Here is a 25,952-nt window from a genome sequence, read left to right as displayed (position 1 = left end):
GGATGACTGTTCGGATCGAGGAGCACGCACCGGGAGTCCGGTTGCTCACGATGGATCGCCAGGAGAGGCGCAACGCGCTCGACCCCAAGACTTACCGCGAACTGACGAACGCGATCCGGGAGTCTGACGACGATGACGCAGTGCGGGTTTCGGTGCTGACGGGCGCCGGTGGTGTCTTCACCAGCGGCAACGACATCGGAAGTTTCCAGGACACTGCCGGGAGAGACGGCGGCGAGGCCAAAGACCTGCTGATCGCACTCGTCACCGCACGCAAACCGATTGTCGCAGCGGTCGAGGGGTTTGCCGTCGGAATCGGCACCACGATGTTGTTGCACTGCGACTTGGCATTCGCGGGGCGAGGTACACGATTCCGATTGCCGTTCGTTCCGCTCGGGCTCTCGCCCGAGGGCGGATCGAGTTACCTGTTGCCGCAGATCGCGGGGCTCAAGCGGGCAACGGAACTACTGATGCTCGGAGAAATGTTCGGGGCGGAGGAGGCTGCCGAAGCCGGCCTGATCAATCGCGTTGTGGAGGCCGAGACCGCGCTCGACGTGGCATTGGAGCGCGCGGTGCGCATTGCAGACTCCCCGGCTGAATCGGTGACGCTGACGAAGATGCTCCTCCGCCGCCCACATCTCGATGCCCTGCTGGAAACCATCGACGTGGAGTCGGATCATTTCGCGAGACGGCGGCGATCCGACGAAGCGCAAGAAGCCTTCGCAGTTTTCATGAAGAAGAGGTGACCGAAATGAATGGTGCACAATCGCTTATCCAGAGCTTGGTCGACTCGGGTGTCGAGGTGTGCTTCGGCAATCCCGGAACGTCCGAGATGCATTTTGTTGCCGCACTCGATTCCGTTCCCCAGATGCGTGCGGTACTCGGCTTGTTCGAGGGCGCCGTCACCGGTGCCGCGGACGGGTACGCGCGTATCGCCGGAAAGCCTGCCGCGACGCTGCTTCATCTCGGCCCCGGAATGGCGAACGGACTGGCGAACCTTCACAACGCGCGCCGCGCCCACACCCCCATCGTGAACATCGTCGGGGACCACGCGACCTACCACCACGGTTTCGACGCTCCACTCGAATCGAATATCGACGCGCTGACCGAGTGGCTGGAGGGGTGGAGTCGACGTTCCGACTCCACCGCGACCGTCGGTAGCGATGCGGCCGACGCCGTTGCCGCCTCCATGGATCCGCCCGGACGCATTGCCACACTTGTCCTCCCCGCCGACGTCTCGTGGAGCGAAGGTGGAGTTCTTGCGGGTCCTCGAGACATACCGGGGCGGGCGGAAGTAACTGCAGCACAGATCGACTCGGTGGTAGGCGCGCTCAATGCCGAGGGGCGCGCCACGCTACTGCTGGGCGGCGCAGCGTGTTCCGAAGCCGGACTGCGCGCCGCTTCCCGAATTGCAGTCGCGACCGGTGCACAGATTCTGGTCGAGACCTTTCCGGCCAGGCTTCAACGCGGTGCGGGACTACCGTCATTCGAGCGCTTGGGATACTTCGCCGAGCACGCCACCGAACAACTTCGCGGAACAACTCAGCTGGTCCTGGCCGGCGCGGTTTCGCCGGTCTCGTTCTTTGCGTATCCCGGAAAACCGAGCGATCTGGTCCCGGACGGCGCCGCGGTGACAACGCTGGCGAATGTCAGCGACGATGTTGTCGGCGCGTTGGAAGCAGTGGCGGAACTCGTGGCACCCGGAGTGGAACCCGTTCTGCAGGAGGCAAATCGGCCGTCGCTGCCGAGTGGGCCTCTCGACGTGCGAAATTGGGCCGACGTGATCGGGGCCCTGCTGCCGGACGACGCCATCATCTCCGACGAGGCGGCCACTTCCGGTTGGGCGATCCCGATTGCCCTTGCCGGAGCGCCGCGCCACGACGTGCTCACGCTCACCGGAGGTGCCATCGGCCAGGGCATTCCGGTGGCGACGGGAGCCGCTGTGGCAGCGCCGGAGCGGCCGGTGATCAATCTCGAAGCCGACGGAAGCGCGATGTACACCATCACGGCGTTGTGGACGCAGGCGCGAGAACAGTTGAACGTCACGACGATTCTGCTCAACAATCGCGCGTACGCCATTCTGCGTGGCGAACTGCAACGAGTCGGCGCAGAAGGTGGCGGCGTCGTCGCACAGTCGATGTTGGATCTGTCGTCTCCGAACATGGACTACGTCAAGATCTCCGAGGGGTTGGGAGTGCCCGCGTCGCGGGCGAACACAGCGGAGGAGTTGGCCGAACAGTTTGCCGCAGCGCTGGCGGAACCCGGCCCGCATCTCATCGAGGTCATGCTGCCTCCGCCGTCGTGATTTCGACCTCGAATCGATCGTCGATCGTGCATTCAACTGGAGGTTTTCGGTGCTAGCTGCGATCGGTCTGTCTCTTCCGATTGCCCTCGGCTTGCTTTTCGTCTCGATGCCCATGGCGGTGATCGTGCTCGTCATGATCACCGCTGGAGCACATCGAGGGGCGGCATCTTTTCTACTCGGGTGGGTCCTCGGAATCTCGGCAGTCGTTGCGGTGACGATCGTGATCGCGGACTATTCGTTTGCGGAGTCGGAGTCGTCGCAGACTTCGGTGTGGTCGAGCGTCGTACGAATCGTGTTGGGGCTCGTTCTGTTCGGATTGGCGTACAAGCAGTGGCGAGCGCGTCCGAGGGACGGAAGTGATCCGACAGTTCCGAAGTGGATGAAGAGCATCGACGGCTTGACTCCGCGGAAGGCGTTCGGGTTGGCGTTCTTGTCCGCGGCGGTCAATCCCAAAAATGCAGCGCTGGCAGTATCCGGTGCGGCCACTATCGCGGTCGCCACGAATGTTGTTGCCCAACAGATTGTTGCCGCGGTGATCTTCACGGTCCTCGCGAGCGTCGGCATCGCGTCGCCGATCCTGGTCAAGGTGTTCTCCGGCAAGCGAGCCGACGAGATCCTCGCATCAGCGAAGTCATGGATGACCGCGAACAACGCAGTGATGATGACGGTCATCCTGGCAATCCTCGGTGCGACCGTGCTGGGCGAGGGGCTCAGTGGACTGCAATAAGTCGCCTACCATTGGCGGGTGACTGATTTCGACGACGAAACCGCTGGTTCCGACGCTGCTGGTTCCATTGCCTCCGCTGCTTTGGCTGTTCTGCGCGAGCAAGGCCCGCTGAGTCTCGAAGAGTGGGCGACCCATCTCGAGGAGTACGGAACTGCGACCGAGTTGGCCGACGTGCTCGAGTATCTGTCCGAACCGATGCTCGGGTACCTGCCCAACGGAAAGTACGTCGCCCTCGACACGGTCCTCGAAGGGCTCGTGTTCGCTCACCGGCTAAGCGAGCTCGAGATTGCGTCCGACATCCTCGACGCGAGCCCCGACCTGGAGCCGATCTTGGCATTCGGCGACGGCGAGGACGGGGCGATCCGGGTGGCCCTGGCGGAAGAAGCGGCCCTGGAACGTGGAGCTGCTCCCTTCCGGAGTCGACGAGTTGTGGTTCTTCCAGCCGGAACCCTCGGCGAGTGCGCCGACGGTGATCTCATCGGCCTGGCAGTCGAAGACGGAAGACTTGCGTTTCGTCTGGTCGAGATCGAGGACGAACCCGATCTTGCTCCGGCGCTCGGCGAACTCTTCGAGGAGGACGGAGTCGAGGCCCTGGATTCGGTGTGCTGGCAACTCCTGCTCGAGGATCCGTCTCTCTTCACGGTTCCTGTTGCGCCGCTGGGTGAGATCTTCGAGGCGGCAGGTTACGAGCACGAGCGTGAACTACTGGCTCGGCGGGGATTTGACTTCGATGCCTACGACCTGCAGATTCGGACAGCTTTGGTCGCCAGTACCTACGACCTGACCCACGACGAGGCCGTCGCTGCTGTTGCATTTGTCGATCTGGCGGACCGCGGATACACCGATGCCGTCATCGCCGACTTCGACATCGTGGACTGGGCTCGCCGTCACGTCAGCGCCGCCCCGGACTTCTTTGTCTCACTGGCAGATCCGGGTGCTGCAGTGGCCGTGTTCGATCTCGGATTTCGGAATCAGGACCCGGTGACCGACGCAATCCTCGAAGCGCTTGCGTCCGAACTGGCCGAGCGAGGGCCACGGTCGGTCAGGGCGGCGGCTCATTGGCTCGCCGGTAAGGCCGTCGATCGGCTGGGGCGCGTCCTCGAAGCGGAGGCGCACTACGAGAAAGCGCTCCTTGCCGAATCCGGTTGGGGTCCGGCCTTGTTCGAGCTGGCTCAGTTCGCGTCGGACCGCGGCGACGCGACCCGGGCACTGTCACTGCTCGGGCGGATCGACGGCGGAAGTGAAGAGAATCTCTATGCCGTACTGCAGGACTTCGTCCCAGCCGATCACCCGGAGCTCGGGCGAAACGACAAGTGTTGGTGCGGTTCCGGCCGCAAGTACAAGGTGTGCCACCTTGGGAAGGCCGATGAATCGGTCAAGGCAGATGGTCGCTGGTTGTACAAGAAGGCGTGCCTGTTTGCGTTTGCCTCCGAATTCGTCGACGTCGTGACCGGGCTCGACGATCTCGAAAACGCGAATCTCTCCGAGGACGAACTGATCGCCGCCACGATCTTCGACGGCTCGGCACTGGACGTGGCTCTGTTCGAGGGTGGGATCTTTGCCGACTTCCTGGCCAGACGCAGCGAACTACTTCCGGAGGCGGAAGTAGTGACAGCCGCACAGTGGCTCGGGGTCCGGAGGTCGGTGTACGAGGTGATCGAAACTTCCGACACCGGCGTCGTGCTGCTCGATCGTGTGTCCGAGGAAACCGTCACCCTTGTTCACCCGGTCGAAGGAAAGTCCGGCGACCTGATCAGTGCCAGGCTCCTGACGGCCCCCACTGGCGCGCTTGCGGTGGGCGTAGTCGTCATGTCCTCGGAATCGCAGGCTGCGAGGGTACTCGAGGTTCTCGCTTCCGAGGAACTCGACGCCGAAGAACTGGTGCGCGAGTCGCGTGGAGGCGCCGATCACTCGACCGATGACCGGTGACGATGTATCGAGTCGACCCCGTTAAAGTTGGATAGGTGAACGAACCGATGGATGCCAATGACTTGATCGCCGAAGCCGCGATGGAGTTGTTGCGTGAGCACGGCCCGCAGACAGCGGCGGACTGGGGCACCCTGTTGGCCGATGCCGGCCACGGTACAGCCGACGACATGGCCGAATTCGTCGAGTACGTCGAGGACCCACTGCTCGGCTACTTGAGTGAGGAGCGGTACGCCGCACTCGACACGTTGTTCGAGCATCGAGTGCTGACCCATCGGCTCACCGAAGCCGAAATAAAGTCCGGCGTTCTCGACGCGAACCCTGATCTGATGATGCTGCGGGTGTTCCTCGATCGTGACGACGAGATTCATGGCATCAGCGTCGTGCACCGCGGGGTCGACGACGACCTGTTGGCTGATCGTGGGATCGAAGATCCGGAGTTCCCGCACGACGAGGGTTTTCTCCTCGACACCGATACTCTCGCCGAATGTTCTGCGGGCGATTTGATCGGACTGTTCGTCGCTGACCGTGAGCTGACGCTCTGCACCATCCCCGAGGTACTGGATCCCGCACCCGGATTCGGCGAGAGCCTGGGGACGGTCCTCGCAGACATCGGTGCTGACACCCTCGATGCCATTGTCTGGCAATTGATGCTCGACGAGCCGTCGCTGTTCCGTCAGCCCACCGCACCGCTGGGCGAAATGCTCGAGGCGGCAGGTTACGTCCGCGACGGTGATTACGTTGCGGTCGACGGATTCGATTTCGAGGCATACCACCTGGCGAACCGAGCCCGCATGCTCGAGGTTCGGGAGAACCTGCACCCGGAAGAAGCCGCCTCGGTGATTGCCTTTGTCGATGTGGTCATGGCCGCGAAAGCCGAAGCCGTCGAGGATGTCTCGGACTGGGCGCGCAAGCAGATCAAGGAGGATCCGCAGACCTTCGCCGGCATCGCCGAGCCGCCCGCGGCTGCGGCAGCGTTGGAGCTGTTGTCCGAACTCGACGATCATGATTCCGTATTGCATTCTGTTGCAACTGCTCTCGCCGAGAAAGGGTCGCGTCGTGTCAAGCCGGCAGCGCATTGGCTGGCAGGCAAGGCTTCGGATCGTCTCGGCAAGATCCTTGTCGCTGAGGCGTCGTACGAAACGGCGCACGATCTCGATCCCGACTGGACTCCCGCGATCTTCGATCTGGCACTGCTGGCGGCCGATCGCAGCGACGTGACCCGCGCGCTGGCACTTCTCGGCCGGATCGAGGGTGGCGAGTCCGAGGTTCTGCACGAGGTTCTTCAGCGCTATGCCCCGGCCGAGCACCCCGAACTCGGCCGAAATGACAAGTGCTGGTGCGGTTCCGGTCGCAAGTTCAAGGTCTGCCATCTGGGCAAGTCCGAGGTGACGTTCGATGATCGGGCCAACTGGCTCTACGTCAAGGCTCAGTTGTTCTCGCGCACACCGGAGTACTTCGACGCCGTGTTCGATCTTGCGCTCATCCGTGCCGAGCAGTTCAACAGCGAAGAAGCGCTGACGCTCGCCGTCGAAGGCGGATTGGCCGTCGACGCTGCCTTGTTCGATGCCGGTGTTTTCGCGGCATTTGTCGAGCGGCGCGGAGAACTGCTTCCTGCCGACGAACGCGAACTGGCCGATCAGTGGTTGGCGATTCCGCGCTCGGTCTACAAGGTTGCCTCGACGGAACCTGGGCAGTCGGTCACTCTCAGTGACGTCCGCAACGGGCATCTGGTGAAGGTCACGGACGAGTGGGGCTCAGTCAATCTCGAGCCGGGCACGCTCGTCTGTGCACGCGTTCTCCCCGCCGGCTCCACGATGCGCACCTTCGGTGGCATCGAACCGCTTGCAGCAGAGGACAAGAAGGAACTGATCCAACTGATCGAGTCGGTGGATACCGAACCGGGTCAGCTGGTGGAGTTCCTCAGCCGCGGCCTTGCCGGTGCGCCTTTCCGGTAGCGTGCACTACCAAAAAGGCGCACGGGGCCGGAGGGCCTCAGGGCGTGACCTGAGCCAACATCATCTGCTCGAAACCCTCACCGTACGGCGGGAGCATTCCCCATTCACCGCGCGGGTCATGCTGCGCTGCTTCGAATACCGTTCGGGCGTGACTGAACTCGAGGAAACCCTCGCGGCCGTGGTAGTGCCCGATACCCGAAGCTCCGACGCCGCCGAAGGGTGCGTCGCTCAGGCCCGGGTGTGACATCGCGTCGTTGATGGTGACGCCGCCCGAGACGGTGCGTTCGAGCACGGATTCCTTCTCGTCCAGGTCGGTTCCGAAGTAATACAGCGCCAACGGTTTCGGCCGTGAATTGATGTCGGCGACGACGCTGTCGAGTTGGTCGTACGGCAGGATCACGACGGCCGGTCCGAAGATCTCCTCCTTCATGATCTGCGCGTCGGTCGGAGGGTCGACCACGATTCGCAGTGGGCGGCGGCGAGTGTCTGCGGAGAGTTCTTCGTCGGGAACGGTGATGATTCGTGCCCCACGCTCTTCCGCGTCCGCGATGTACCCCTCGATGCGTGCGAGGTGACGATCGCTGACTATCGAGACCATGTCTTTGTTGTCGGCGATCGTGGGGAACAGTCCGGTGAACTGATCGGTGAACGCGTCGATGAACGCTTCTGTGTTCTCGCGCGGGACGTAGATCAGGTCGGGAGAGACGCAGAGTTGGCCGGCATTGGTCGACTTCGCGATGGCCAAACGTGATGCAGCAGAGCTGATATCGGCACTGCGGCTCAAGACGCTCGGTGACTTGCCGCCGAGCTCGAGGGTGACCGGCACCAGGTTCTTCGCAGCATTGGCCATGACCAGCTTTCCGACGGTTGTGCTGCCGGTGAAGACGAGGTGGTCGAAAGGCAGCGACGTCAGCAGATCAGCGACCTCCGGTCCACCTGTCACCACCGCGACCTCCACGGGGTCGAGCGTTCGACGCGCCGCCTCGGCCAGGACCGCCGCAGTGTTCGGCACGATCTCCGACGGTTTGAGAACGGCGCGATTTCCCGCTCCGAGGGCGCAGGCGAGCGGGCTCAGGAGAGTGAAAAGGGGAGCATTCCAGGTTCCGATGATGCCGATCGAACCCTTCGGCTGGTACGACACGTACGCCGTGGCACCCAGCTGATCCTGCATCGCCCCGGTGGCTCTCGGTGAGCGAATCATCCACTCTTCGAGTGAATCACGAACGTGCTTGAGTGAAACCATGGATCCCAGAACATCATTCATCACCGAGTAGGCCGGGATTCGGCCGCCGAAGTCTTCGTTGATCGCTTCGGTCAGATCCTTGTGGTTTGCCACCAGAAGATCGACGACGCGTTGGATGCGCTCGCGTCGTGTCTGCGCGGACGGAAGACCAGCGGCGCGAGTTGCTTCCTGCTGGGCCCGCAGAATCTCTTCGAGATCGGTGGTGACGGCGGCATCGGTGCTCATGGGCACTCCTCGTAGTGGCGAAGTATTGACCGGACCGTATCGACGCGGCGCGAACAGATGCCCCTTTCGTCTCGTTGACCGGGACGGATTCGATTGGTAGAGAGAACACATGTCGCAGACACAGGTAGAAGACACTGCAGTGAAGATTTCCGTCGAGGAGTCGGTGGGACTCGGATTCCTGACGCTCGATCGGCCGGCGCGGCGCAATCCGCTCTCGGCGGAGACCATGCGCGAGGTGACGGCTGCCCTTCTCGAATTGTCTGCAGACGAGCGCGTGCGGGTCGTGATCGTGCGCGCCGAAGGCCCGGTGTTCTCCGCCGGCCACGATCTGACGGAGATGATCGGGAGAACCCTCGAAGACGAGCGGGCGATCTTCGACGGCTGTACCGAGATGATGGAGACCGTACAGCGGATTCCGCAGCCGGTGATTGCCGCAGTACAGGGCCCGGCTATCGCGGCGGGCTGCCAACTGGCCGCGTCGTGTGATCTGGTTGTTGCTGCGTCGAACGCTGTCTTCGGTACTCCCGGCGTCAAGATCGGACTGTTCTGCTCGACGCCCATGGTGGCCCTGAGCAGGGCAGTAGGGCGCAAGCGCTCGATGCAGATGTTGCTCACCGGGCAGACGATCGACGCCGACACCGCTGCGGACTGGGGTCTGGTGAACTTCGTCGTCGCGCCCGAAGACCTGGACCGAGAGGTGCGCGAACTGGCCGGCAAGATCACGACGGCCAGCCCCCTGACGGTGAAGATCGGTAAACAAGCGTTTTATCACCAGATCGATCTGCCGCAAGCCCAGGCGTACGAGGCGATGGCGGAAACGATGGCAACCAATGCCGTGACCTGCGACGCTCAAGAAGGTATGCAAGCTTTTGTGGACAAGCGAAAGCCTGAATGGCGCAATAAGTAACGATCGCTCTTCCGGTTTAGTTGGACGTCCTATAACCTGAGCGAATGAGCCTGGATCCACGCACCAACACCGTCGACGGAGTGCTTCGGCGCTCGGCAGCCAAGTACCCCGACCGCGTAGCCGTCGTCTTCGAAGATCGCACTCGCACCTACCGCGAACTCGACGACGCGGTGACGCGGGTCGCGGCCCACTTGCTCGGTCTGGGCCTCGAACACGGCGACCGCGTCGCGGCATACGGAACCAACTCCGACGCCTATGCAATCGGATTCCTTGCCTGTGCGCGAGCAGGTTTGGTGCATGTTCCGGTCAATTACGCACTCAAGGGGGAGGAACTCCGGTACCTCGTGGCGCAGTCAGGCGCCCGCGCGGTGTTGGTGGATCCGGCATTGGCGTCGACGCTCGACTCGGTTCGCTCCGACCTCGATCTCGACCACGTGATCGCACTGCGGGACGCGGAACTGTCGGTGGTCACGATCGGCGAGGCCGGCGAGGTGCCTGTTTTCGAACCGCGTGCGACGTCGACGGATCTGGCGCAACTGCTGTACACCTCGGGCACCACCTCGAAGCCCAAGGGCGCCATGATGTCTCACGGCGCGCTGGTTCACGAGTACGTGTCCTCGGTGATCGCGCTCGGGCTCGACAAGAACGACAACCCGCTGATCTGCATGCCGATGTACCACTCCGCGGGCATGCACGTCTTCATGCTGCCGTACCTGTCCGTCGGTGCGACGGTCAGTCTGATGCAGGCGCCGGACATCCCGGAGATTCTGCGCCGCGTCGAAGCAGAAAAGATCGGATCGCTGTTCCTGGCCCCGACCGTGTGGGTACCGTTGGCCAACCATCCGGACCTCGAGACCCGCGATCTGTCTTCGCTCAAGAAGGCGCAGTACGGCGCCTCGATCATGCCGGTCACGGTGCTCAATCGTCTGCGTGAGCGTTACCCGGACATCGGCTTCTACAACTGCTTCGGCCAGTCCGAAATCGGTCCGCTGGCAACAGTTCTCCAGCCCGGCGAGCATGCTGATCGTCCGTCTTCTTGCGGGCGAGCGGTGTTCTTCGTCGAAACCCGTGTCGTCGACGCCGACGGAAACGACGTTGCCGACGGTGAGTCCGGTGAGGTTCTCTACCGCTCACCGCAGCTGTGCAACGGCTACTGGGAAAATCCGGAAGCCACCGCCGACGCCTTCCGCGACGGCTGGTTCCATTCGGGCGATCTTGTCGTGCGGGACGAAGAAGGGTTCATCACGGTCGTCGACCGAATCAAGGACGTCATCAACACCGGCGGCATCTTGGTGGCGTCGCGCGAGGTCGAAGATGCGGTCTACACACACCCGGCTGTGGCAGAAGTTGCCGTGATCGGTACGCCCGACGAGAAGTGGATCGAGGCCGTCACCGCGATCGTCGTGCTCAAGGACGGCAACGACGAGTTGACGCCTGAGGCGTTGATTGCCCACGTCAAGGAGCGAATTGCCCCGTTCAAGGTCCCCAAGCACGTGCGTTTCGTGGCCGAACTCCCGCGAAATCAGAGCGGAAAGCTGCTCAAGCGGGAACTGCGCACCGTCTGACACCTGCTATAGGTTCTGCCTTACCTTCGGTTCGTTTTCAGGTCTTTGACTCCGATTGCCTCACGGTATTGACTTCGGAGGACGGCATGGACTTCGGAAACAGCAAGGTGAGTGGTGGGAATGCAGGTCGATGCAGATGACTTCGCAGATATCTTGGCGACTGCGCGGGAGTTCATCCGTAAGGAAGTAGTTCCGCGTGAGCAGGAGATTGCCGACACCGACGCCATTCCTGAGGACATACGCAAGAAGGCCGCAGCCATCGGGCTGTTCGGCTACGCGATTCCTCAGGAATGGGGTGGGCTCGGACTCGATCTCACCCAAGACGTCGAACTGGCAATGGAATTCGGCTACACGTCCCTGGCGCTGCGTTCGATGTTCGGTACCAACAACGGAATTGCCGGGCAGGTGCTGGTCGGCTTCGGTACCGACGAGCAGAAGGCTCAGTGGCTAGAGCGCATCGCCTCCGGCGACGTCGTGGCTTCCTTTGCTCTCACCGAACCCGGCGCGGGCTCAAACCCGGCCGGCCTTCGGACCAAGGCCGTTCTGGACGGATCCGAATGGGTGATCGACGGCAACAAGCGGTTCATCACCAATGCTCCACTGGCACAGCTGTTCGTGGTGTTCGCGCGCACTCGCCCGGCGGATTCCGATGGTCCGGGAATTGCAGTCTTCCTGGTTCCGGCTGACACGCCAGGAGTCACAGTTGGTCCCAAGGACAAGAAGATGGGTCAGGAAGGTGCCTGGACCTCCGAGGTCACCTTCGACAACGTCCGGGTTCCCGAGTCGGCCCTCGTCGGTGGCGACCAGGACACCGGATACCGCGCAGCGATGACGTCTCTCGCGCGCGGACGAGTCCATATCGCGGCGCTCTCGGTGGGAGCAGCACAGCGAGCGCTCGACGAATCTGTCGCGTTCTCCGTGGTCACGGAACAGGGCGGCACCGCTATCGGTGACTTCCAACTGGTTCAAGCGATGCTGGCTGACCAGCAGGCCGGTGTCATGGCCGGGCGTGCGATGGTGCGTGAGGTGGCTGCGCGGTACGTCAGCGGTGAGGATCGACGTCTCGGCCCCTCGGCGGCAAAGCTTTTCTGCACCGAGATGGTGGGCAAGGTCGCGGATCTCGCCGTGCAGATCCACGGTGGCAACGGGTACATGCGCGGTGTGCCGGTCGAACGCATCTACCGTGAAGTTCGCCTGTTGCGCCTGTACGAGGGAACCAGCGAGATCCAGCGACTGATTCTCGGCGGTGGGCTCGTGGCGCAAGCGAAAAAGCAAAACCAGCGCTGACACCTTTACCTGACGAGCTTTAACCTCACGAACGGAGTGGACATGGGATTGTTGGACGGCAAGGTTGCGGTAGTGACCGGAGGAGCACAGGGCATCGGGCTCGAAATTGCGCGCACCTTCATCAAGGAAGGCGCGACCGTCGTTCTCGGCGACATCAACGAAACCGTCGGAACGGCTGCGGTCGCCGAACTCGGTGGAGAGTCGGTCGCCCGTTTCGCTTCCTGCGACGTGCGTGATTCCGGACAGGTCGAGGCCATGCTCGATCTGGCCGAAAGTGCTTTCGGTCCAGTCGATGTCATGGTCAACAACGCCGGCATGACGCGCGACGCCACGATGCGGAAGATGACCGAGCAGGACTTCGACGACGTGATCGCCGTTCACCTCAAGGGTGCTTGGAACGGAACACGCGCTGCCGCCGCCCGCATGCGCGAGCGTGAGACGGGCGCAATCGTGAACATCTCGTCGATCTCCGGCAAGGTGGGCATGCTCGGGCAGACCAACTACTCGGCCGCCAAGGCCGGCATCGTCGGTCTGACGAAGGCCGCGGCAAAGGAGGTCGCGTTCAAGAACGTTCGCGTCAACGCCGTTCAGCCCGGACTTGTCCGCACGGCGATGACCGAGGCAATGCCCGAACGGATCTGGAACGAGAAGCTTGCCGAGATCCCGATGGGGCGTGCGGCCGAGCCCTCGGAGGTTGCGTCGGTTGTACTGTTCCTCGCGAGCGACCTCTCGAGCTACATGACCGGCACGGTTCTCGAGATCACCGGCGGCCGCCACATCTGATCCGTCCTGTTCGAGTGCAAGAATTCAGAGTGTAAAACTTCTGGGTGTGAAACTTCTGGGGTGACTACTGACATGGGACAGCCGAACTCGGATCTTCCGCTCGACGGAATCACCGTGGTTGCACTCGAACAGGCGGTGGCGGCACCGCTCGCCACCAGGCATCTCGCGGACATGGGTGCGCGGGTGATCAAGATAGAACGGGTCGGCGAGGGCGATTTCGCGCGTCACTACGACCGGGCGGTTCACGGTCAGGCATCACACTTCGTGTGGCTCAACCGTTCCAAGGAATCGATCGCTGTCGACGTGAAGTCGGAATCCGGCCGGCAAATCGTTCTCGATCTTGTCGCGCGAGCCGATGTGTTCCTACAGAATCTGGCACCCGACGCAGCTGCGCGACTGGGGTTCGGCGCGGAGGAACTGCGCGAGAAATTCCCACAGCTCATCGTGATCGACATGTCCGGATACGGCAGTGCCGGCCCACGGCGTGAGCGCAAGGCGTACGACATGCTGGTCCAAGCCGAGACCGGAATGATCTCCGTGACAGGCACACCGGAGACGGCCACCAAGACGGGTATCCCGGTCTCGGACATCGCCGCAGGAATGTACGCGCTGACTTCGATTCTGAGCGCCCTGTTCCGTAGAGAGCGAACGGGTAAGGGAGCGCTCGTCGAGGTCTCGATGTTCGATTCCACCGTCGAGTGGCTGGGTCATCCGATGTACATGAAAATGTATGCAGACAAGCAGATTCCACGTGTCGGTCTCGGCCATGCCGCGATCGTTCCCTACGATTCGTATCCCACGGCCGACGGCGAAATCCTGATCGGCGTCCAGAACGATCGTGGATGGCGAGCGCTGATGGTGGACGTGTTCGAGCGAGAGGATCTGGTCGACCATCCGCGCTTTTCCACCAACATCGTGCGCGTCGAAAATCGCGGCGAGGTAGACGAATTGGTGGGTTCCCTGACTCGTCTGTATTTGACGGCAGATCTGGATCAACGCCTTGCCGCCGCCGGTGTCCCGGCCGCTGCACTCAACGACATGGCCGGTCTACTGGAACATCCGCAGTTGGAGAAGCGTGCCAGGTGGAGGTCCGTGGGCACAGAAAACGGACCGATCGATGCCGTGCTGCCTCCGATGACGTACTCGGACGTCGAAATGCGCATGGGTGACGTTCCGGCCCTCGGCCAGCAGACGGATTCTCTACTGGCCGAGTTGGGGCGTACGGGCGACCAGATCGCGGACCTTCGCCGCGACGGATCGATCGGTTAACGCTTCTAGCGTCGCAGGTTCTCGAACACCGCTGCAATCCCTTGTCCGCCACCGATACACATGGTCTCGATCCCGTACCGTCCCTGGCGCCGGTCGAGTTCGCGCAGCAGATTGGCGAGGATCCGCCCACCGGTGGCACCGACAGGATGTCCGAGCGAGATCCCGGAACCGTTGACGTTGAAGCGCTCCTCGATGTCCTGCGCGCTCAATCCCCAGGCCTTGGCGCACGCGAGAACCTGTGCGGCGAATGCCTCGTTGACTTCGATGAGGTCGATGTCGTCGAGCGACAGATCGACACGGGAGAGAGCTTTCGCCACGGCAGGCACCGGTCCGATGCCCATTCGGTTCGGCTCCACACCCGCCACACCCCAGCTGACCAGTTTCGCGAACGGTCGCAGGCCAAGGCGTTCGGCGTTGGCCGCAGTGGTGACGATGGCCGCGGCTCCGGCGTCGTTCTGGCCGCAGGCGTTTCCGGCGGTGACTGTGGCTTCGGGGTCGACTCGACCTCGAATGGGGCGCAGTGCAGCAAGATCGGACAGCTGAATCCCTCGGCGTGGATGCTCGTCGCGAGTGACGACTGTCTGCTCACCACGGCGCCCGCGCACCGAAACGGGAATGGTCTCGTCGTCGAAATACCCGCTGTCCTGGGCATGAACGGCCCGTTCGTGCGATCGCACCGCGTATCGGTCCTGCTCGTCGCGGGTGATCGAGTACTCCCGGCGCAAGTTCTCGGCGGTCTCGATCATGCCGCCTTCGACCGGGAAGTTGACTCCGCCGGAGTTCGTGCGCGGTTTGGCCAATCGGTCGTGGAACTCGACCGAAGGGCGCTTTGTGCCCCAACGCATATCGGTGGAGTAGAACTCGGTTCCGCTCATGCTCTCGGCGCCGCCGGCGATGACCAGATCACTCATCCCGGTCTGTACCTGCATCGCGGCGTAGATGATCGCCTGCAATCCCGAACCGCAACGGCGATCGAGTTGTATTCCGGGAACGGACACGTCCAGACCGGCGTCGAGTGCCGCGATTCGCCCGATGGCCGCGGCCTCTCCGTTGGCGTAACCCTGACCGAAGATGACGTCGTCGACATCGGTGGACGCAATGCCGGTTCGTTCGACGAGGCCACGCACAACAGTGCTGGCGAGAGTGGTGACGGGAACGTCCTTGAAGACTCCGCCGAATCCGCCCACCGGGGTGCGAACGGGTTCACAGATGACTGCGTCGTGCATGGAATGCGCCTGTCTCGAGGAGAGGTGGGGAATGCGTCGCGTGAACGGGCCGATCGAAGGGCCCCATAGCGACCTGGCCACTCGAATATCCAGCACGCGTGGCGCGGTTGTCAACAGCAGGAACGACCTGTTCGGGCATAGTTTCCGCCATACGGTTCGTATGCGAAATCGACTTTGACACATATACCGTTCGGGGATTGAATGGATGCAGCGTCTCTGCCGCACACATGTCGCGGTGGGGTGAAAGTTCCTGGAGTCGAATCAGTTTCGTCGACAGGAGAGCACGAAGTACCGACAGACAGGTGGAACAGTGACTCGTTTGGCGCAGACGGCGGGATTGACCGAGACCCAGAGCGACATCGTCGGGGCGGTACGCGAGTTCGTCGATCGTGTGGTCATCCCCGCGGCGCAGGAGCTCGAACACTCCGATACGTACCCGACCGACATCGTCAAGCAGATGAAGGACATGGGTCTGTTCGGACTGACCATCGACCCCGAGTACGGGGGTATCGGCGAATCATTGCTCACCTACGCGCTGTGCGTCGAAGAGCTGGCCCGTGGATGGATGAGCGTGTCCGGCGTCATCAACACGCATTTCATCGTGGCTCACATGATCTCCGCGCACGGGACGCCGGAACAGAAGGCGAAGTACCTGCCACGTCTGGCGTCCGGGGACCTCACCGGCGCATTTTCCATGTCGGAACCGGCCCTGGGTTCCGATGTTGCTGCCATATCGACCAAGGCGAAGCGTACGGAGTCAGGCGATTACGTGATCACCGGCCAGAAGATGTGGCTGACCAACGGTGGTTCGTCGACGTTGGTGGCAGTCCTCGTCAAGACGGACGAGGGCGCGGAGAAGCCGCACAACAATCTGACGACGATATTGATCGAGAAGCCCGCAGGTTTCGGCGAGGTACTCCCGGGCCTGACCATTCCGGGCAAGCTCGAGAAGATGGGCTACAAGGGAATCGACACCACGGAGATGATTTTCGACGGCTTCGAGATCGGAGCCGAAGAGGTTCTCGGTGGCGCTCCCGGCTTGGGATTTCGGCACATGATGGACGGCGTCGAGGTCGGCCGGGTCAACGTCGCCGCGCGTGCGTGCGGAATCGCCCAGCGCGCTTTCGAACTGGCTGTCACCTACGCCAAGCAGCGCGAGACGTTCGGCAAGCCGATCGCCGAGCATCAGGCCATCGCGTTCCGGATCGCCGAAATGGGCACCAAAGTCGAAGCGGCACATCTGATGATGGTCAACGCAGCCAGGCTCAAGGACTCGGGTGAGCGCAACGACGTCGCAGCGGGTATGGCGAAGTATCTGGCGAGTGAATTCTGCTCGGAGGTCACGCAGGACAGCTTCCGTATCCATGGTGGATACGGCTACTCCAAGGAATACGAGATCGAGCGGTTGATGCGTGAGGCGCCGTTCCTTCTGATCGGTGAAGGCACCAGCGACATCCAGAAGCAGATCATCAGCAAGGGCCTGCTTCGCACGTACAACTGAGCCGAGAAGCGGCACCGCGAACATGCGCGGTGCCGCTTTGTCGTGTCGGGTCAGCGGGTGGACGTCAGTGGGTAAATATCAGCGGGTGAAGGCCAAGGTCGTCACCGGTGACCGATTGCCGTATGCGTCAACGGCTTCGACGCGGGCATCGTATGCGGTACCCGCTGCTGCATCGGGAATCGGAATGTCGAGGCTGTTCGGCCGTGGCATGAAGTAGAAGTCGGAGAGCACCTTCGACGAGACCACCTTCGCTCCGGTGGCTGTGTCCGTGACCTCGACGGCGTAGTGGTGCACCATCTGATCGTCCTTGGCCTGCGCGATCCGTAGCGCAGTTTCACCGTTCGCTCCGGTGCTCACCGAGAGTGGGGTGGCTGTGGTGAATTCCGGTGCATTCGTGTTTCGTGCACCCGAGGTGTAGCGGAAGTTGTCCTTGATCTGCTGGTTGGTCGACCCGTCGAGTTCGACCGTCCAACCCGAGCCGCTCAGCGTGCCCGCGCTCGAGTACGGCGGCTGCCAGTTGGCTGACCACGCGCCTCCGGTGTAGATGTCGTGCTTGTCTGCCGCCATGTTGATGCGGTTGATTTCCGTGCGGTCCTGGTAGACCTCCACGAAGAGCGCTTGGGCAGTGGGTGATTCGAAACGGTTCGCGAGACCGGACTCGGTCACCATCTGGTAGCCGTGATCGATTTCGATGTACGACATCGAGCCGTCGTTGACCGACGTGAAGTCACGCTGATGGATCGACCGGTCGTCGTTGTTGTTCAGATGTGAGTGCCCGGAGAAGAAGATTGCCTGAGGGAAGGCGCTCAAGTCTTCGGTCAGTTGAGGGTTCGACGCCTGCTGGCCGTCCATGGCTGTGTTGCTTGCCGGCCGGTGTCCCTGGACCAGGATCGGTTTGGTCAGGTTCCCGGACTCCGCGGTTATTTCGGTCAGGCGGGACTTCAGCCAATTACGTTGCGCTGAATCATTGTTGTACGTCTCGGTGTTGACCGTGAAGAGATGGACACCGCTGACGTCGGATTCGTAGTATCCGCCACCGGAATCCGGGAACCACTCCGCCGGATATCCGGCTCTGATTGCCGCGAGACTTGCATCGTGATTGCCGTTGGAGATCAGGAGTTGTGTGTCGTTCATGCCCTTCCTGGCGAGGTTTGCCTGGAAGATTTCTGCGACGATCTTGTGGTCAGGCCCCTTGCCGTCTCCGTTGTCGTTGATCATGTCGCCGTTGGAGAGGATCGCGTCGGGTTTCGGAAAGATGGAACCGATTGTGTCGAAAAAGCTTTCGTACTTCTTGTCGTTGTTCGCGTGGTCGCCGACGTGGACGTCGGACATCACGACGACCTGAGCCAGCGGCTTCTCCGAGGTCTTGATCAGGTAGCCGAACGAGACGGCCGCGCTCGCGTGATCGCCGCGGAAAGCGGCGACAGTGACGTTGGTGTCCTGTGCGATCTGCAGCGGACGTCCCGGTGTGGCAGCTTGGCTGTCGGTGGTGGGTGTCGTTCCGTCCAAGGTGTAGCGGACGGTGGCGCCGCGCTCGGCGGTGAAGGTCAGATCGACAGGGTGCTCGTACCGTCCGCCGGGGACGCTGACGCCGGGCGCTGCGGGCGGCGTGTTGTTCTCGCCCGAAGAGCTACCCCATTCGAAGGATGAACTGCCCCAGCTGGGTTCGGCTTGGGATTCGGCGGGGGCGATGCCGGGAACGGCGAGAGCCGCGGTCACGGCTGCTATCGCGATGGTCGTACGTCTCACGAGGATTCCTTGTCTTCGACGCGGTGGTTCAGACCCATCCGTAATTGGTCTGGACCAATTACGCTAGGTGGCGCCGGGTAGAAAAAGGTGTGTCCTGTATGTCCGACTAGTGAAGCGTGTATGAACACCGTCCGCGCTTGCCGGCGGTACTGTCGGCTGCGCTTATGGCAAAGTCGATGGCGTGGACCTACGTCAGATCGAGTACTTCCTTGCCGTTGCCGGTGGGGAGTCCTTGTCGACGGCTGCGCAGAATCTGTCGGTCACCAAGCCGTCGCTGTCGCAGGGTATTCGTGGTCTCGAGCGTGAACTCGGAGTCGAACTGTTTCACCGTGTCGGTCGCGGTTTGGTTCTGACGGCGGCAGGTCGGGCGTTGGTAGGGCCGGCGCGGCAGATGATGCGCAGCAGTGCGGCCGCATTCAATGTCGCGACCGGGACGGCCGACGAGCCTCGTGGGCGGCTCGACATCTGCTCCGCGGCACATGGTCTCGAAGGTCCGATCGCACGCATCGTGGCGGACTTTCGAGAGCGGTGGCCTGCTGTGACCGTTCGGGTCGGTGAACTGCCGCAGGGTGCAACGTCTGAGCAGGTGTTGGCAGACGGCGCATGTGAGGTGGTCTTCAGCTATTGGCCACCCGACATGTCGGCGCTGTCCACGAAAGTGATCGGGGTGAACGAATACTGGCTGGCAGTGCCGTCGGGGGTTCATCCTGACGTCTGGCCGAATGGTGTGAAACCCGCTGCGGGAGAGCCGGTGTCATTGACGGCATTGCCCGATCTCCCCGTGGTGGGTGTGCTCAAACACTCGCGGGCTCGGCTTGCCATCGAGTCGTCTCTGCAGGCCGCCGGGGCCCGGACTCGGATGTCGACGGAGTTGGCGCAGCGGGAGACCGTCGGCGCCTTCGTCTTTGCGGGTTTGGGCATGGCATTCATGGAGCGTTCGTTGGCCGAGAGATCGGTCGCGTCCGGCGCGGAGATATTTCCGGTGGAGCCCGCGATCTCACTGAATTACGGCATCGAGTTCGATCCGGAGACGCTCTCGCCGTTGGGCAGGCTGTTCGTGGACGGTTTGTGACGTGTGGAGACGTTCTCGATGTACGCAGACCCGGCCGGCGAGAGCGGGCCGTCGCGGTAGACCAAGATCGTCTGCCGCGTGATCGGTGGGAGAAGCGAGCGAACCTCAGATGCTGGGGAGTCTTGTTCGGCGATCGATCTGGGCAGCAGCGCGGCGCCTACACCTTGCCCGACCATTTCCCGGACGGCAAGGCGATCAGGTACTTCCACGACGACGTTGGTGAGCTCCAGATCGTCGTCGATCGAATGCCCGCGCCGAAATGTCGATGGCTCGACCACCATCGGCAGGCGCGCAACCACGGCGCGCGCAACCGGATCGGGTAGGTCTGTGGCCAGGCGAACGGGGATCGACAAGACCGTTTCCTGGGTACTCACGGCAATTTCTCGAAGCCCGTCGGAGACATCGGTACCCGGGTGGGTCTCGAGAAACCCGAGTTCACACGTACCTGCTCTGACCAGCGCGCGCACGTCCTGTGCGTTCGGGACGGCGTTCGTGGAGAACCGAATTCCGGGCGCCGTCAGATGGAGGCGTCCGGCGACCTCTGCAACGGGGTCGATGGCAAGATCGGACTGAACAGCTATGGCGAGTTCGCCGGCGCGCAAAGCGGTTACTGCGGCCACCGCGGCTTCGGCCCGAGCAACGTCGGCGAGCAACGCACGTGCAGAATCGGTAATTGCCAGTCCGACTTTGGTGGGAGCCAGACCGCGAGTGGTGCGCTCGAAGAGTGTGGCTCCGAGTGCTCGTTCGAGGTTGCGTACGGCCTGCGAGAGTGACGGTTGCGAGATACGCAGGACGTCCGCGGCGGCGGTGACGCTGCCGTGATCGACGACGGCGACGAGATACTGCGCGCTGCGTATGTCCATCCCGGGTGCCTGCATCTGACAAATTCTCGCAGATGACGACGCCTTGGCGCCTGCGACTTGCTGCGACCTGCAGACATAGGTCTCAGCTATGGCTCTGTGCGCCTTCTCGTCTTTGTGGCGCAGGCCATAGCGATGGTCGACTGTTCCAGTACCACCGACCGCGGTTCGTGCTCGGTGAGTACCTGGAACACAGGAGCGTGATGTGAGCGAGCTTCACCTACCCAACCGGATACGCCACTCGGCGTCGACACGGCCGTCCGATCCGGCGATCACGTGCGGCGACCGAACTTTGACATGGGCTGAGCTGGATGGCGAGACCAGTACCTTGGCGAGCGCGCTGGCAGAAGTGACCGCAGCCGGTGCTCGCGTCGGTGCGCTATTGCGGATGGGGCTCGAAGGTGCGGAAACCTTCATCGCGTGTGCGAAGGCAGGCGCTGTGTTCATCCCGTTGAACTGGCGGCTCAACCCACTCGAACTCGTCGACATCGCCGAGGACGCGGAGCTCGACGTCTTGATCGTCGATGACGAGTTCGCCGCGGGGGCGGCGGCGATGTCCGCAGCGTTGCCGGAGATCGAGGTCATAACCGTGGGAGCTGCAGGGGGCCTGCCGGATTCGCGAACCTGGGCGGAGTTCGTGGCCTCCGGGAACGGCGTCGACCCCGGACAGGGGCACGATCCGGACGCAGCAGTTCTGCAGCTGTACACGTCCGGGACAACCGGCCGGCCCAAGGGCGTCGTGGCCACGCACCGGAATCTGTACAACGAGCCAGAGGGGTTCGATGTCTACGAATTCGGTTCGAATGCAGTCGCACTCGACGCACTTCCCCTCTTTCACATCGCCGGCGCCGGCTGGATGAGTACGTGCTTGTCGGCCGGAGTGCCTTTGGTGCTGCTCGGAGACATGGCGCCGACTCGGGTTGCTGATGCCATCGCGACTCACCATGTCACCCACGCATTTCTGGTGCCTGCCGTCATTCAGACGCTGGTAGATCTGCCCACTCTCGACAGTTTCGATCTGACCAGCCTGGAGGTGGTCGCCTATGGGGCGTCGCCGATCACTCCGGCACTCCTCGCTCATGCGATGACTGTCTTGAACTGCAAATTCGTCCAGCGATACGGGATGACCGAGACAACTGGTTCGGTATCCGTCCTTCGTGCCTTCGACCATCATGTGAGCGGTCCGCGTTCGGAGTTGCTCCGCTCTGCGGGAAAACCGATGATCGGCGTCGAGATCTCCATTCGAGACGTCACAACTGGGGAGGTATTGCCGCCCAACAAATCCGGTGAGATCGTTGCACGCAGCAGAAACAACACTCGCGGGTACTGGCGACGTGACCGAGAGACCGCGGAACTGTTCACTAAGGACGGCTTTCTCCGAACAGGCGACGCCGGCCATCTGGACGACGAGGGGTATCTGTTCGTCACCGATCGCCTCAAGGACATGATCATCACCGGCGGTGAGAACGTCTATCCGATCGAGGTGGAATCCATTCTGGCCGAACACCCCTCGGTTGCCGAGGTCGCGGTGGTCGGGGTTCCGGACAAGCGCTGGGGTGAATCCGTCACCGCGGTGGTCAAACTGGTCGACGGTGCCGACGTGCCGAGCGTCGACGAGTTGATCGCGTTCAGCACAGCGAAGTTGGCGTCGTACAAGAAACCTCGCCAGATCCATTTCGTGGACTCCTTGCCTCGCAACGCGAGCGGGAAACTGCTCAAGTCGAGCCTGCGGACCATGCTGAACGCGAGCGGAGAAGCATCATGATCGTGACCGAAGACGTCGGTGTCGCACAACGTGAGGCGTGGGCGAACAAAGTCCTTCCACCGGTGGAACAGGTGCGGGACGGACTGTGGTCGATCCCTGTTCCCATGCCGGACAACCCTTTGCGTTACGTGCTCGTCTACGCACTCGCGCTCGACGACGGACTTGCCCTCATCGACGTCGGTTGGGATCACGAACAGTCGTGGCAGGCTCTCGTCGACGGCATAGCATCGATCGGATACCACGTTTCCGAAGTGCGCTATGCGGCAATCACGCACCTGCATCCCGATCACTTCGGTCTGGCGCCGCGTCTTCGGCAGGTCAGCGGCGCAACGCTTGCGATGCACGTGGCCGACGCGACGCTCCTCGGATACCACGGTCCCGAGCAGACCCGCGACGACATCAGTGGCTGGAACCTGCAATTGTCCGAACTCGGCGCACCGGCCGAAGTGCTCGACGCGTCTCGGGTCGACCTGGTGCGGTTCGCTGAGCACGAAACCATCGACATTGTTCTGGGAGATGGTGATTCACTCGATCTTCCCGGGTGGAATCTCCGGGCTCAGTGGACACCGGGGCACACTCCCGGACATCTCTGCTTCGTGGAAGAGGACAGAGGCTTGTTGTTCAGCGGCGATCACATGCTGCCGAGGATCAGCCCGAACATCTCCACGATTCCCGGTGAACTCGAGAACCCGCTTCATCGTTATCTTCTCTCGCTCGAGGCGACGACAACACTGGGCGAGTGCGAAGTGCTTCCGGCACATGAATATCGATTCCGTGGGATCGCCGATCGTGCACGTCAATTGATGGGGCACCACGAGGAGCGATTGGCGGAGATCGTGGCTGCGGTTCAGGATGAGCCCGAATCCACGGCCTGGGAACTCTCACGCACGATCTCCTGGTCTCGCCCGTTCGAACAGATGTCGCCGCGACTACTTCGCTTGGCAGTCCGCGAAACCCATGCTCATCTCGTTGTTTTGGCCAAGCGGGAGATCGTGACACCGTCCGGCGGCACACCCGTGCGCTGGAGCATTCGCGCGCAGTGACCTTTCAAGAATCTCATCACGGAAGTAGGAACCGAACATGAGCGTCGTGCTCACCGACTTCGCCGACGGCGTTGCCGTCATCACCCTCAATCGTCCCGAGGCCAAGAACGCGGTCAATCTCGAACTTGCCGAAGCCTTGGCTGCCGCCATCGACGAGTTCGAGAACAGGTCCGACCTCACCATCGGTATTCTGACCGGATCCGGTGGAACCTTCTGCGCCGGTATGGATCTCAAGGGATTTGCGCGCGGGGAACGCCCATCGCTGCCGGGTCGTGGTTTTGCCGGTCTGACCGAGGCTCCGCCGTCGAAGCCGCTGATCGCAGCCGTCGAGGGGTGGGCCCTCGCCGGCGGGTGCGAACTTGCGTTGGCGGCCGATCTGATCGTGGCGTCCACGGATGCGAAATTCGGCTTGCCCGAAGTGAAGCGTGGGCTTGCCGCGGCCGCCGGTGGCCTTTTGCGTCTGCCCAAGATCCTCCCGTACCAGTTGGCCATGGAAATCGCGATCACCGGGGATCCGCTCAGTGCCACCGTGGCGCATCATCACGGCTTGGTCAATCGGCTCGCCGAACCTGGACAGGCACTGACCGTCGCACGCGAGCTTGCGGCCCGAGTAGCGGCAAACGGTCCACTGGCTGTTCGCGCGACCAAGCAGGTACTGGCAATGTCCGCCAAGTACACTGATCCGGATGCCTTTGTCGCGCAACGCGAATTCATCGATCCGGTCTTCACCTCACGTGACGCCAAGGAAGGTGCAACGGCATTTGCCGAGAAGCGCTCTCCCGTGTGGAGTGGCTCATGAGTGCCGAGACGATCGAGCGCGCGGCCGTAAGCATCGAACGTGACGGTGCTGTCGCGACGATTGTTCTGTGTCGGCCGCACCGCCGCAACGCTCTCGATCTCGACGCCTGGATCGCTCTACGTGAAGCAGTCCTCGAACTTCAAGAGGATTCGCAGATTCGCTCTGTGATCCTGACCGGCGCGGACGGGACCTTCTGTGCGGGCTCCGATCTGGACAAACGCGGCTCGTCGCACCCGCTCGATCGCATGCGTGTCATCAACGCAACGGCCATCGCACTGGGTGAGTTTCCCAAGCCTCTGGTGGCGAAGGTCGACGGGTTTGCCGTCGGAGCCGGATGGAACATGGCGTTGCTCTGCGACTTCGTCGTAGCAGCCAAGGGTGCGAAGTTCAGCCAGATCTTCGCCAAACGGGGGTTGTCTGTCGACTTCGGGGGTTCGTGGATCCTGCCGAGACTGGTCGGCCTCCAGCAAGCGAAGCGACTGGTGATGCTCGCCGAGACGATCGACGCACAGGAAGCCTACGAACTCGGGCTGGTGACCTATCTGGTCGAGCCGGGTGAACTGGACGAACACACGTCGAAGCTTGCGCAGCGGCTCGCTGACGGTCCGCCAGCCGCACTGAGTCAGTCTGCCGCCATGCTCGAACATCACACCTCACTCTCGTTGCGGGAAGCCTTGGACAACGAGGCGAGGGCGCAAGCGGTCAATTTTGCGACGGATGCTACCGACGCGGTTCGTGCCTTCGTGGAAAAGCGGGAGCCGGTCTTCACCGGAGAGTGGGCCGTACCAGGGCTAACTCGAGTGGAGTGAGCGTCAGATCGCTGGTCGTATGATGGATGAGTGGATCTGCATTTCGTTACCTACTTCGTCGCTGTCGTCGACCACGGTGGGATAACGAAGGCCGCTCAGGCTCTCTATATTTCGCAGCCCTCGCTGTCTCAGGCAATTCGCACGCTCGAGCGTCGACTCGGCGCCACGCTGTTCGACCGGACCGGCAGACGGTTGGTTCTTACCGACGCGGGCCGCACGTTCGATCTCGCGGCCAGGAGAATCCTTGCCGACGTCGAGCGCGCGAAGGCGAAAGTGACCGCCGTTCGCGAACTCGAGTTCGGCCGGGTGGACGTCGTCTCGTACTCGGCGTTCTCCATCGATCCGATGGTCGAGTTGGTTCGTCGATTCCGGGCCAACTTTCCGAAGATCGTGGTGCGCGTCCTCGACACGTACGGCCCGGCCGGGGTCGACAATGCGTTACGGCGAGGGTCGGCCGAGGTCGGCGTCACCGATCTGAGTATCGGGTACGAAGGTTTGGTCACGGCTCCGATTGCCGCTCAGGAGTTGGTACTCGCCACCCATGCGTCGTTGTCCGGGCGGCTTGCAACGCCGTTGGCGGATCCGGTTCCGCGAACGCTCTTGCACAGTTTGCCGCTGGTGGTCGATCTCGGTGATCAATCGAATCAGTTCCGGGGTCTACTCAGCGAAGGCGCCGAGAATGTAGTCGTGGACTGTGTTCACCCAGTGACAACGTGGGAACTGGTTCGCCGCGGAATTGGCGCCACTGTCGTGCCGAGAAGGGTTGCGCAACAGCAGATGACAGACGTCTGCGCCTTCTCCTTCGATCCGCCGCTGACACGCGACGTCGGCATCGTCTATCGCTCGGGCGAGCAATCCCCGGCAGCCGCTGCATTCATCGCGACGGCTGCGGAAATGGCCACCTCCGCCGTTCCGTCCAAGGAAGAGGAGTGAACT

General features: G+C 62.4%; 21 protein-coding genes. 17 read left to right on the top strand and 4 right to left on the bottom strand.

Annotated elements, in window-relative coordinates; genetic code table 11:
* Nucleotides 1–2: 2 nt before the first annotated feature.
* From QMA15_RS07580 to QMA15_RS07560, 5 genes are read left to right on the top strand one after another with little or no spacing between them, the layout of a single operon-like run.
* Nucleotides 3–743, top strand: a complete 741-nt coding sequence (locus tag QMA15_RS07580) for an enoyl-CoA hydratase-related protein (RefSeq protein WP_279164218.1) — start codon at nt 3–5, stop codon at nt 741–743.
* Nucleotides 740–2,302, top strand: coding sequence for an acetolactate synthase large subunit (locus tag QMA15_RS07575; protein WP_319802087.1), 1,563 nt, complete (start codon nt 740–742; stop codon nt 2,300–2,302). The genes QMA15_RS07580 and QMA15_RS07575 overlap by 4 nt, the downstream gene beginning before the upstream one ends.
* A gap of 49 nt (nt 2,303–2,351) precedes the next feature.
* Nucleotides 2,352–3,029 (top strand): GAP family protein, encoded by a 678-nt coding sequence (locus QMA15_RS07570; RefSeq protein WP_279164219.1) that lies wholly within the window; start codon nt 2,352–2,354, stop codon nt 3,027–3,029.
* An 18-nt stretch (nt 3,030–3,047) separates the two neighbouring features.
* Nucleotides 3,048–4,958, top strand: coding sequence for an SEC-C domain-containing protein (locus QMA15_RS07565; protein WP_279164220.1), 1,911 nt, complete (start codon nt 3,048–3,050; stop codon nt 4,956–4,958).
* 35 nt (nt 4,959–4,993) lie between these two features.
* Complete coding sequence (locus QMA15_RS07560; RefSeq protein ID WP_290283824.1) at nt 4,994–6,913, top strand: SEC-C domain-containing protein; 1,920 nt, start codon at nt 4,994–4,996, stop codon at nt 6,911–6,913.
* Between the two features lie 37 nt (nt 6,914–6,950).
* Here QMA15_RS07560 and QMA15_RS07555 read toward each other — a convergent pair whose 3' ends face one another.
* A complete protein-coding gene (locus tag QMA15_RS07555; protein WP_019745418.1) occupies nt 6,951–8,381 on the bottom strand; it encodes a coniferyl aldehyde dehydrogenase in 1,431 nt (476 codons plus the stop codon).
* Nucleotides 8,382–8,490: 109 nt separating this feature from the next.
* Between QMA15_RS07555 and QMA15_RS07550 the strand changes: the two genes are divergently transcribed.
* From QMA15_RS07550 to QMA15_RS07530, 5 genes are all read left to right on the top strand, one after another.
* Nucleotides 8,491–9,288: an enoyl-CoA hydratase gene (locus QMA15_RS07550; RefSeq protein WP_029256329.1), complete on the top strand. Its 798-nt coding sequence runs from the start codon at nt 8,491–8,493 to the stop codon at nt 9,286–9,288.
* 44 nt (nt 9,289–9,332) lie between these two features.
* Nucleotides 9,333–10,853, top strand: a complete 1,521-nt coding sequence (locus QMA15_RS07545; RefSeq protein WP_029256328.1) for an acyl-CoA synthetase — start codon at nt 9,333–9,335, stop codon at nt 10,851–10,853.
* 120 nt (nt 10,854–10,973) lie between these two features.
* Complete coding sequence (locus tag QMA15_RS07540) at nt 10,974–12,140, top strand: acyl-CoA dehydrogenase family protein (protein ID WP_019745415.1); 1,167 nt, start codon at nt 10,974–10,976, stop codon at nt 12,138–12,140.
* A 42-nt stretch (nt 12,141–12,182) separates the two neighbouring features.
* Nucleotides 12,183–12,923, top strand: coding sequence for a 3-oxoacyl-ACP reductase FabG (gene fabG, locus QMA15_RS07535; protein ID WP_003940214.1), 741 nt, complete (start codon nt 12,183–12,185; stop codon nt 12,921–12,923).
* A 72-nt stretch (nt 12,924–12,995) separates the two neighbouring features.
* Nucleotides 12,996–14,192: a CaiB/BaiF CoA-transferase family protein gene (locus tag QMA15_RS07530; RefSeq protein ID WP_279164298.1), complete on the top strand. Its 1,197-nt coding sequence runs from the start codon at nt 12,996–12,998 to the stop codon at nt 14,190–14,192.
* A gap of 5 nt (nt 14,193–14,197) precedes the next feature.
* On the opposite strand, the gene QMA15_RS07525 is transcribed toward QMA15_RS07530, so the two are convergent.
* A complete protein-coding gene (locus QMA15_RS07525) occupies nt 14,198–15,418 on the bottom strand; it encodes an acetyl-CoA C-acetyltransferase (RefSeq protein ID WP_020909227.1) in 1,221 nt (406 codons plus the stop codon).
* A 310-nt stretch (nt 15,419–15,728) separates the two neighbouring features.
* Between QMA15_RS07525 and QMA15_RS07520 the strand changes: the two genes are divergently transcribed.
* Entirely contained in the window at nt 15,729–16,919 is a 1,191-nt protein-coding gene (locus QMA15_RS07520; RefSeq protein WP_290283823.1) for an acyl-CoA dehydrogenase family protein, read from the top strand.
* 78 nt (nt 16,920–16,997) lie between these two features.
* On the opposite strand, the gene QMA15_RS07515 is transcribed toward QMA15_RS07520, so the two are convergent.
* Complete coding sequence (locus tag QMA15_RS07515; RefSeq protein ID WP_279164222.1) at nt 16,998–18,668, bottom strand: chitobiase/beta-hexosaminidase C-terminal domain-containing protein; 1,671 nt, start codon at nt 18,666–18,668, stop codon at nt 16,998–17,000.
* A gap of 181 nt (nt 18,669–18,849) precedes the next feature.
* Here QMA15_RS07515 and QMA15_RS07510 point away from each other — a divergent pair, with 181 nt between their 5' ends.
* Complete coding sequence (locus tag QMA15_RS07510) at nt 18,850–19,740, top strand: LysR family transcriptional regulator (RefSeq protein ID WP_020970870.1); 891 nt, start codon at nt 18,850–18,852, stop codon at nt 19,738–19,740.
* Here the strand turns inward: QMA15_RS07510 and QMA15_RS07505 are convergent.
* Complete coding sequence (locus QMA15_RS07505) at nt 19,674–20,618, bottom strand: LysR family transcriptional regulator (protein WP_290283821.1); 945 nt, start codon at nt 20,616–20,618, stop codon at nt 19,674–19,676. The genes QMA15_RS07510 and QMA15_RS07505 overlap by 67 nt on opposite strands.
* Nucleotides 20,619–20,805: 187 nt before the next feature.
* Here QMA15_RS07505 and QMA15_RS07500 point away from each other — a divergent pair, with 187 nt between their 5' ends.
* The 5 genes from QMA15_RS07500 to QMA15_RS07480 are packed head-to-tail and all read left to right on the top strand — an operon-like array spanning nt 20,806 to nt 25,949.
* Nucleotides 20,806–22,365 (top strand): long-chain-fatty-acid--CoA ligase, encoded by a 1,560-nt coding sequence (locus QMA15_RS07500; protein WP_172932624.1) that lies wholly within the window; start codon nt 20,806–20,808, stop codon nt 22,363–22,365.
* Entirely contained in the window at nt 22,362–23,408 is a 1,047-nt protein-coding gene (locus tag QMA15_RS07495; protein ID WP_003940131.1) for an MBL fold metallo-hydrolase, read from the top strand. Before QMA15_RS07500 ends, QMA15_RS07495 begins: the two co-directional genes overlap by 4 nt.
* Nucleotides 23,409–23,445: 37 nt before the next feature.
* Nucleotides 23,446–24,207 carry a crotonase/enoyl-CoA hydratase family protein gene (locus QMA15_RS07490; RefSeq protein WP_042952989.1) on the top strand — a complete coding sequence of 254 codons (762 nt, stop codon included), beginning with the start codon at nt 23,446–23,448 and terminating at the stop codon, nt 24,205–24,207.
* Entirely contained in the window at nt 24,204–25,016 is an 813-nt protein-coding gene (locus QMA15_RS07485; RefSeq protein WP_020970866.1) for an enoyl-CoA hydratase-related protein, read from the top strand. Before QMA15_RS07490 ends, QMA15_RS07485 begins: the two co-directional genes overlap by 4 nt.
* 30 nt (nt 25,017–25,046) lie before the next feature.
* Entirely contained in the window at nt 25,047–25,949 is a 903-nt protein-coding gene (locus tag QMA15_RS07480; protein ID WP_019745405.1) for a LysR family transcriptional regulator, read from the top strand.
* Nucleotides 25,950–25,952 lie beyond the last annotated feature (3 nt).

The sequence above is a fragment of the Rhodococcus sp. APC 3903 genome, from assembly GCF_030407755.1.
Classification (GTDB): Bacteria; Actinomycetota; Actinomycetes; order Mycobacteriales; family Mycobacteriaceae; genus Rhodococcus_F; species Rhodococcus_F erythropolis.
Note: the sequence above shows the minus strand (reverse complement) of the source record. Positions and strands in the feature narration are given on the sequence as shown.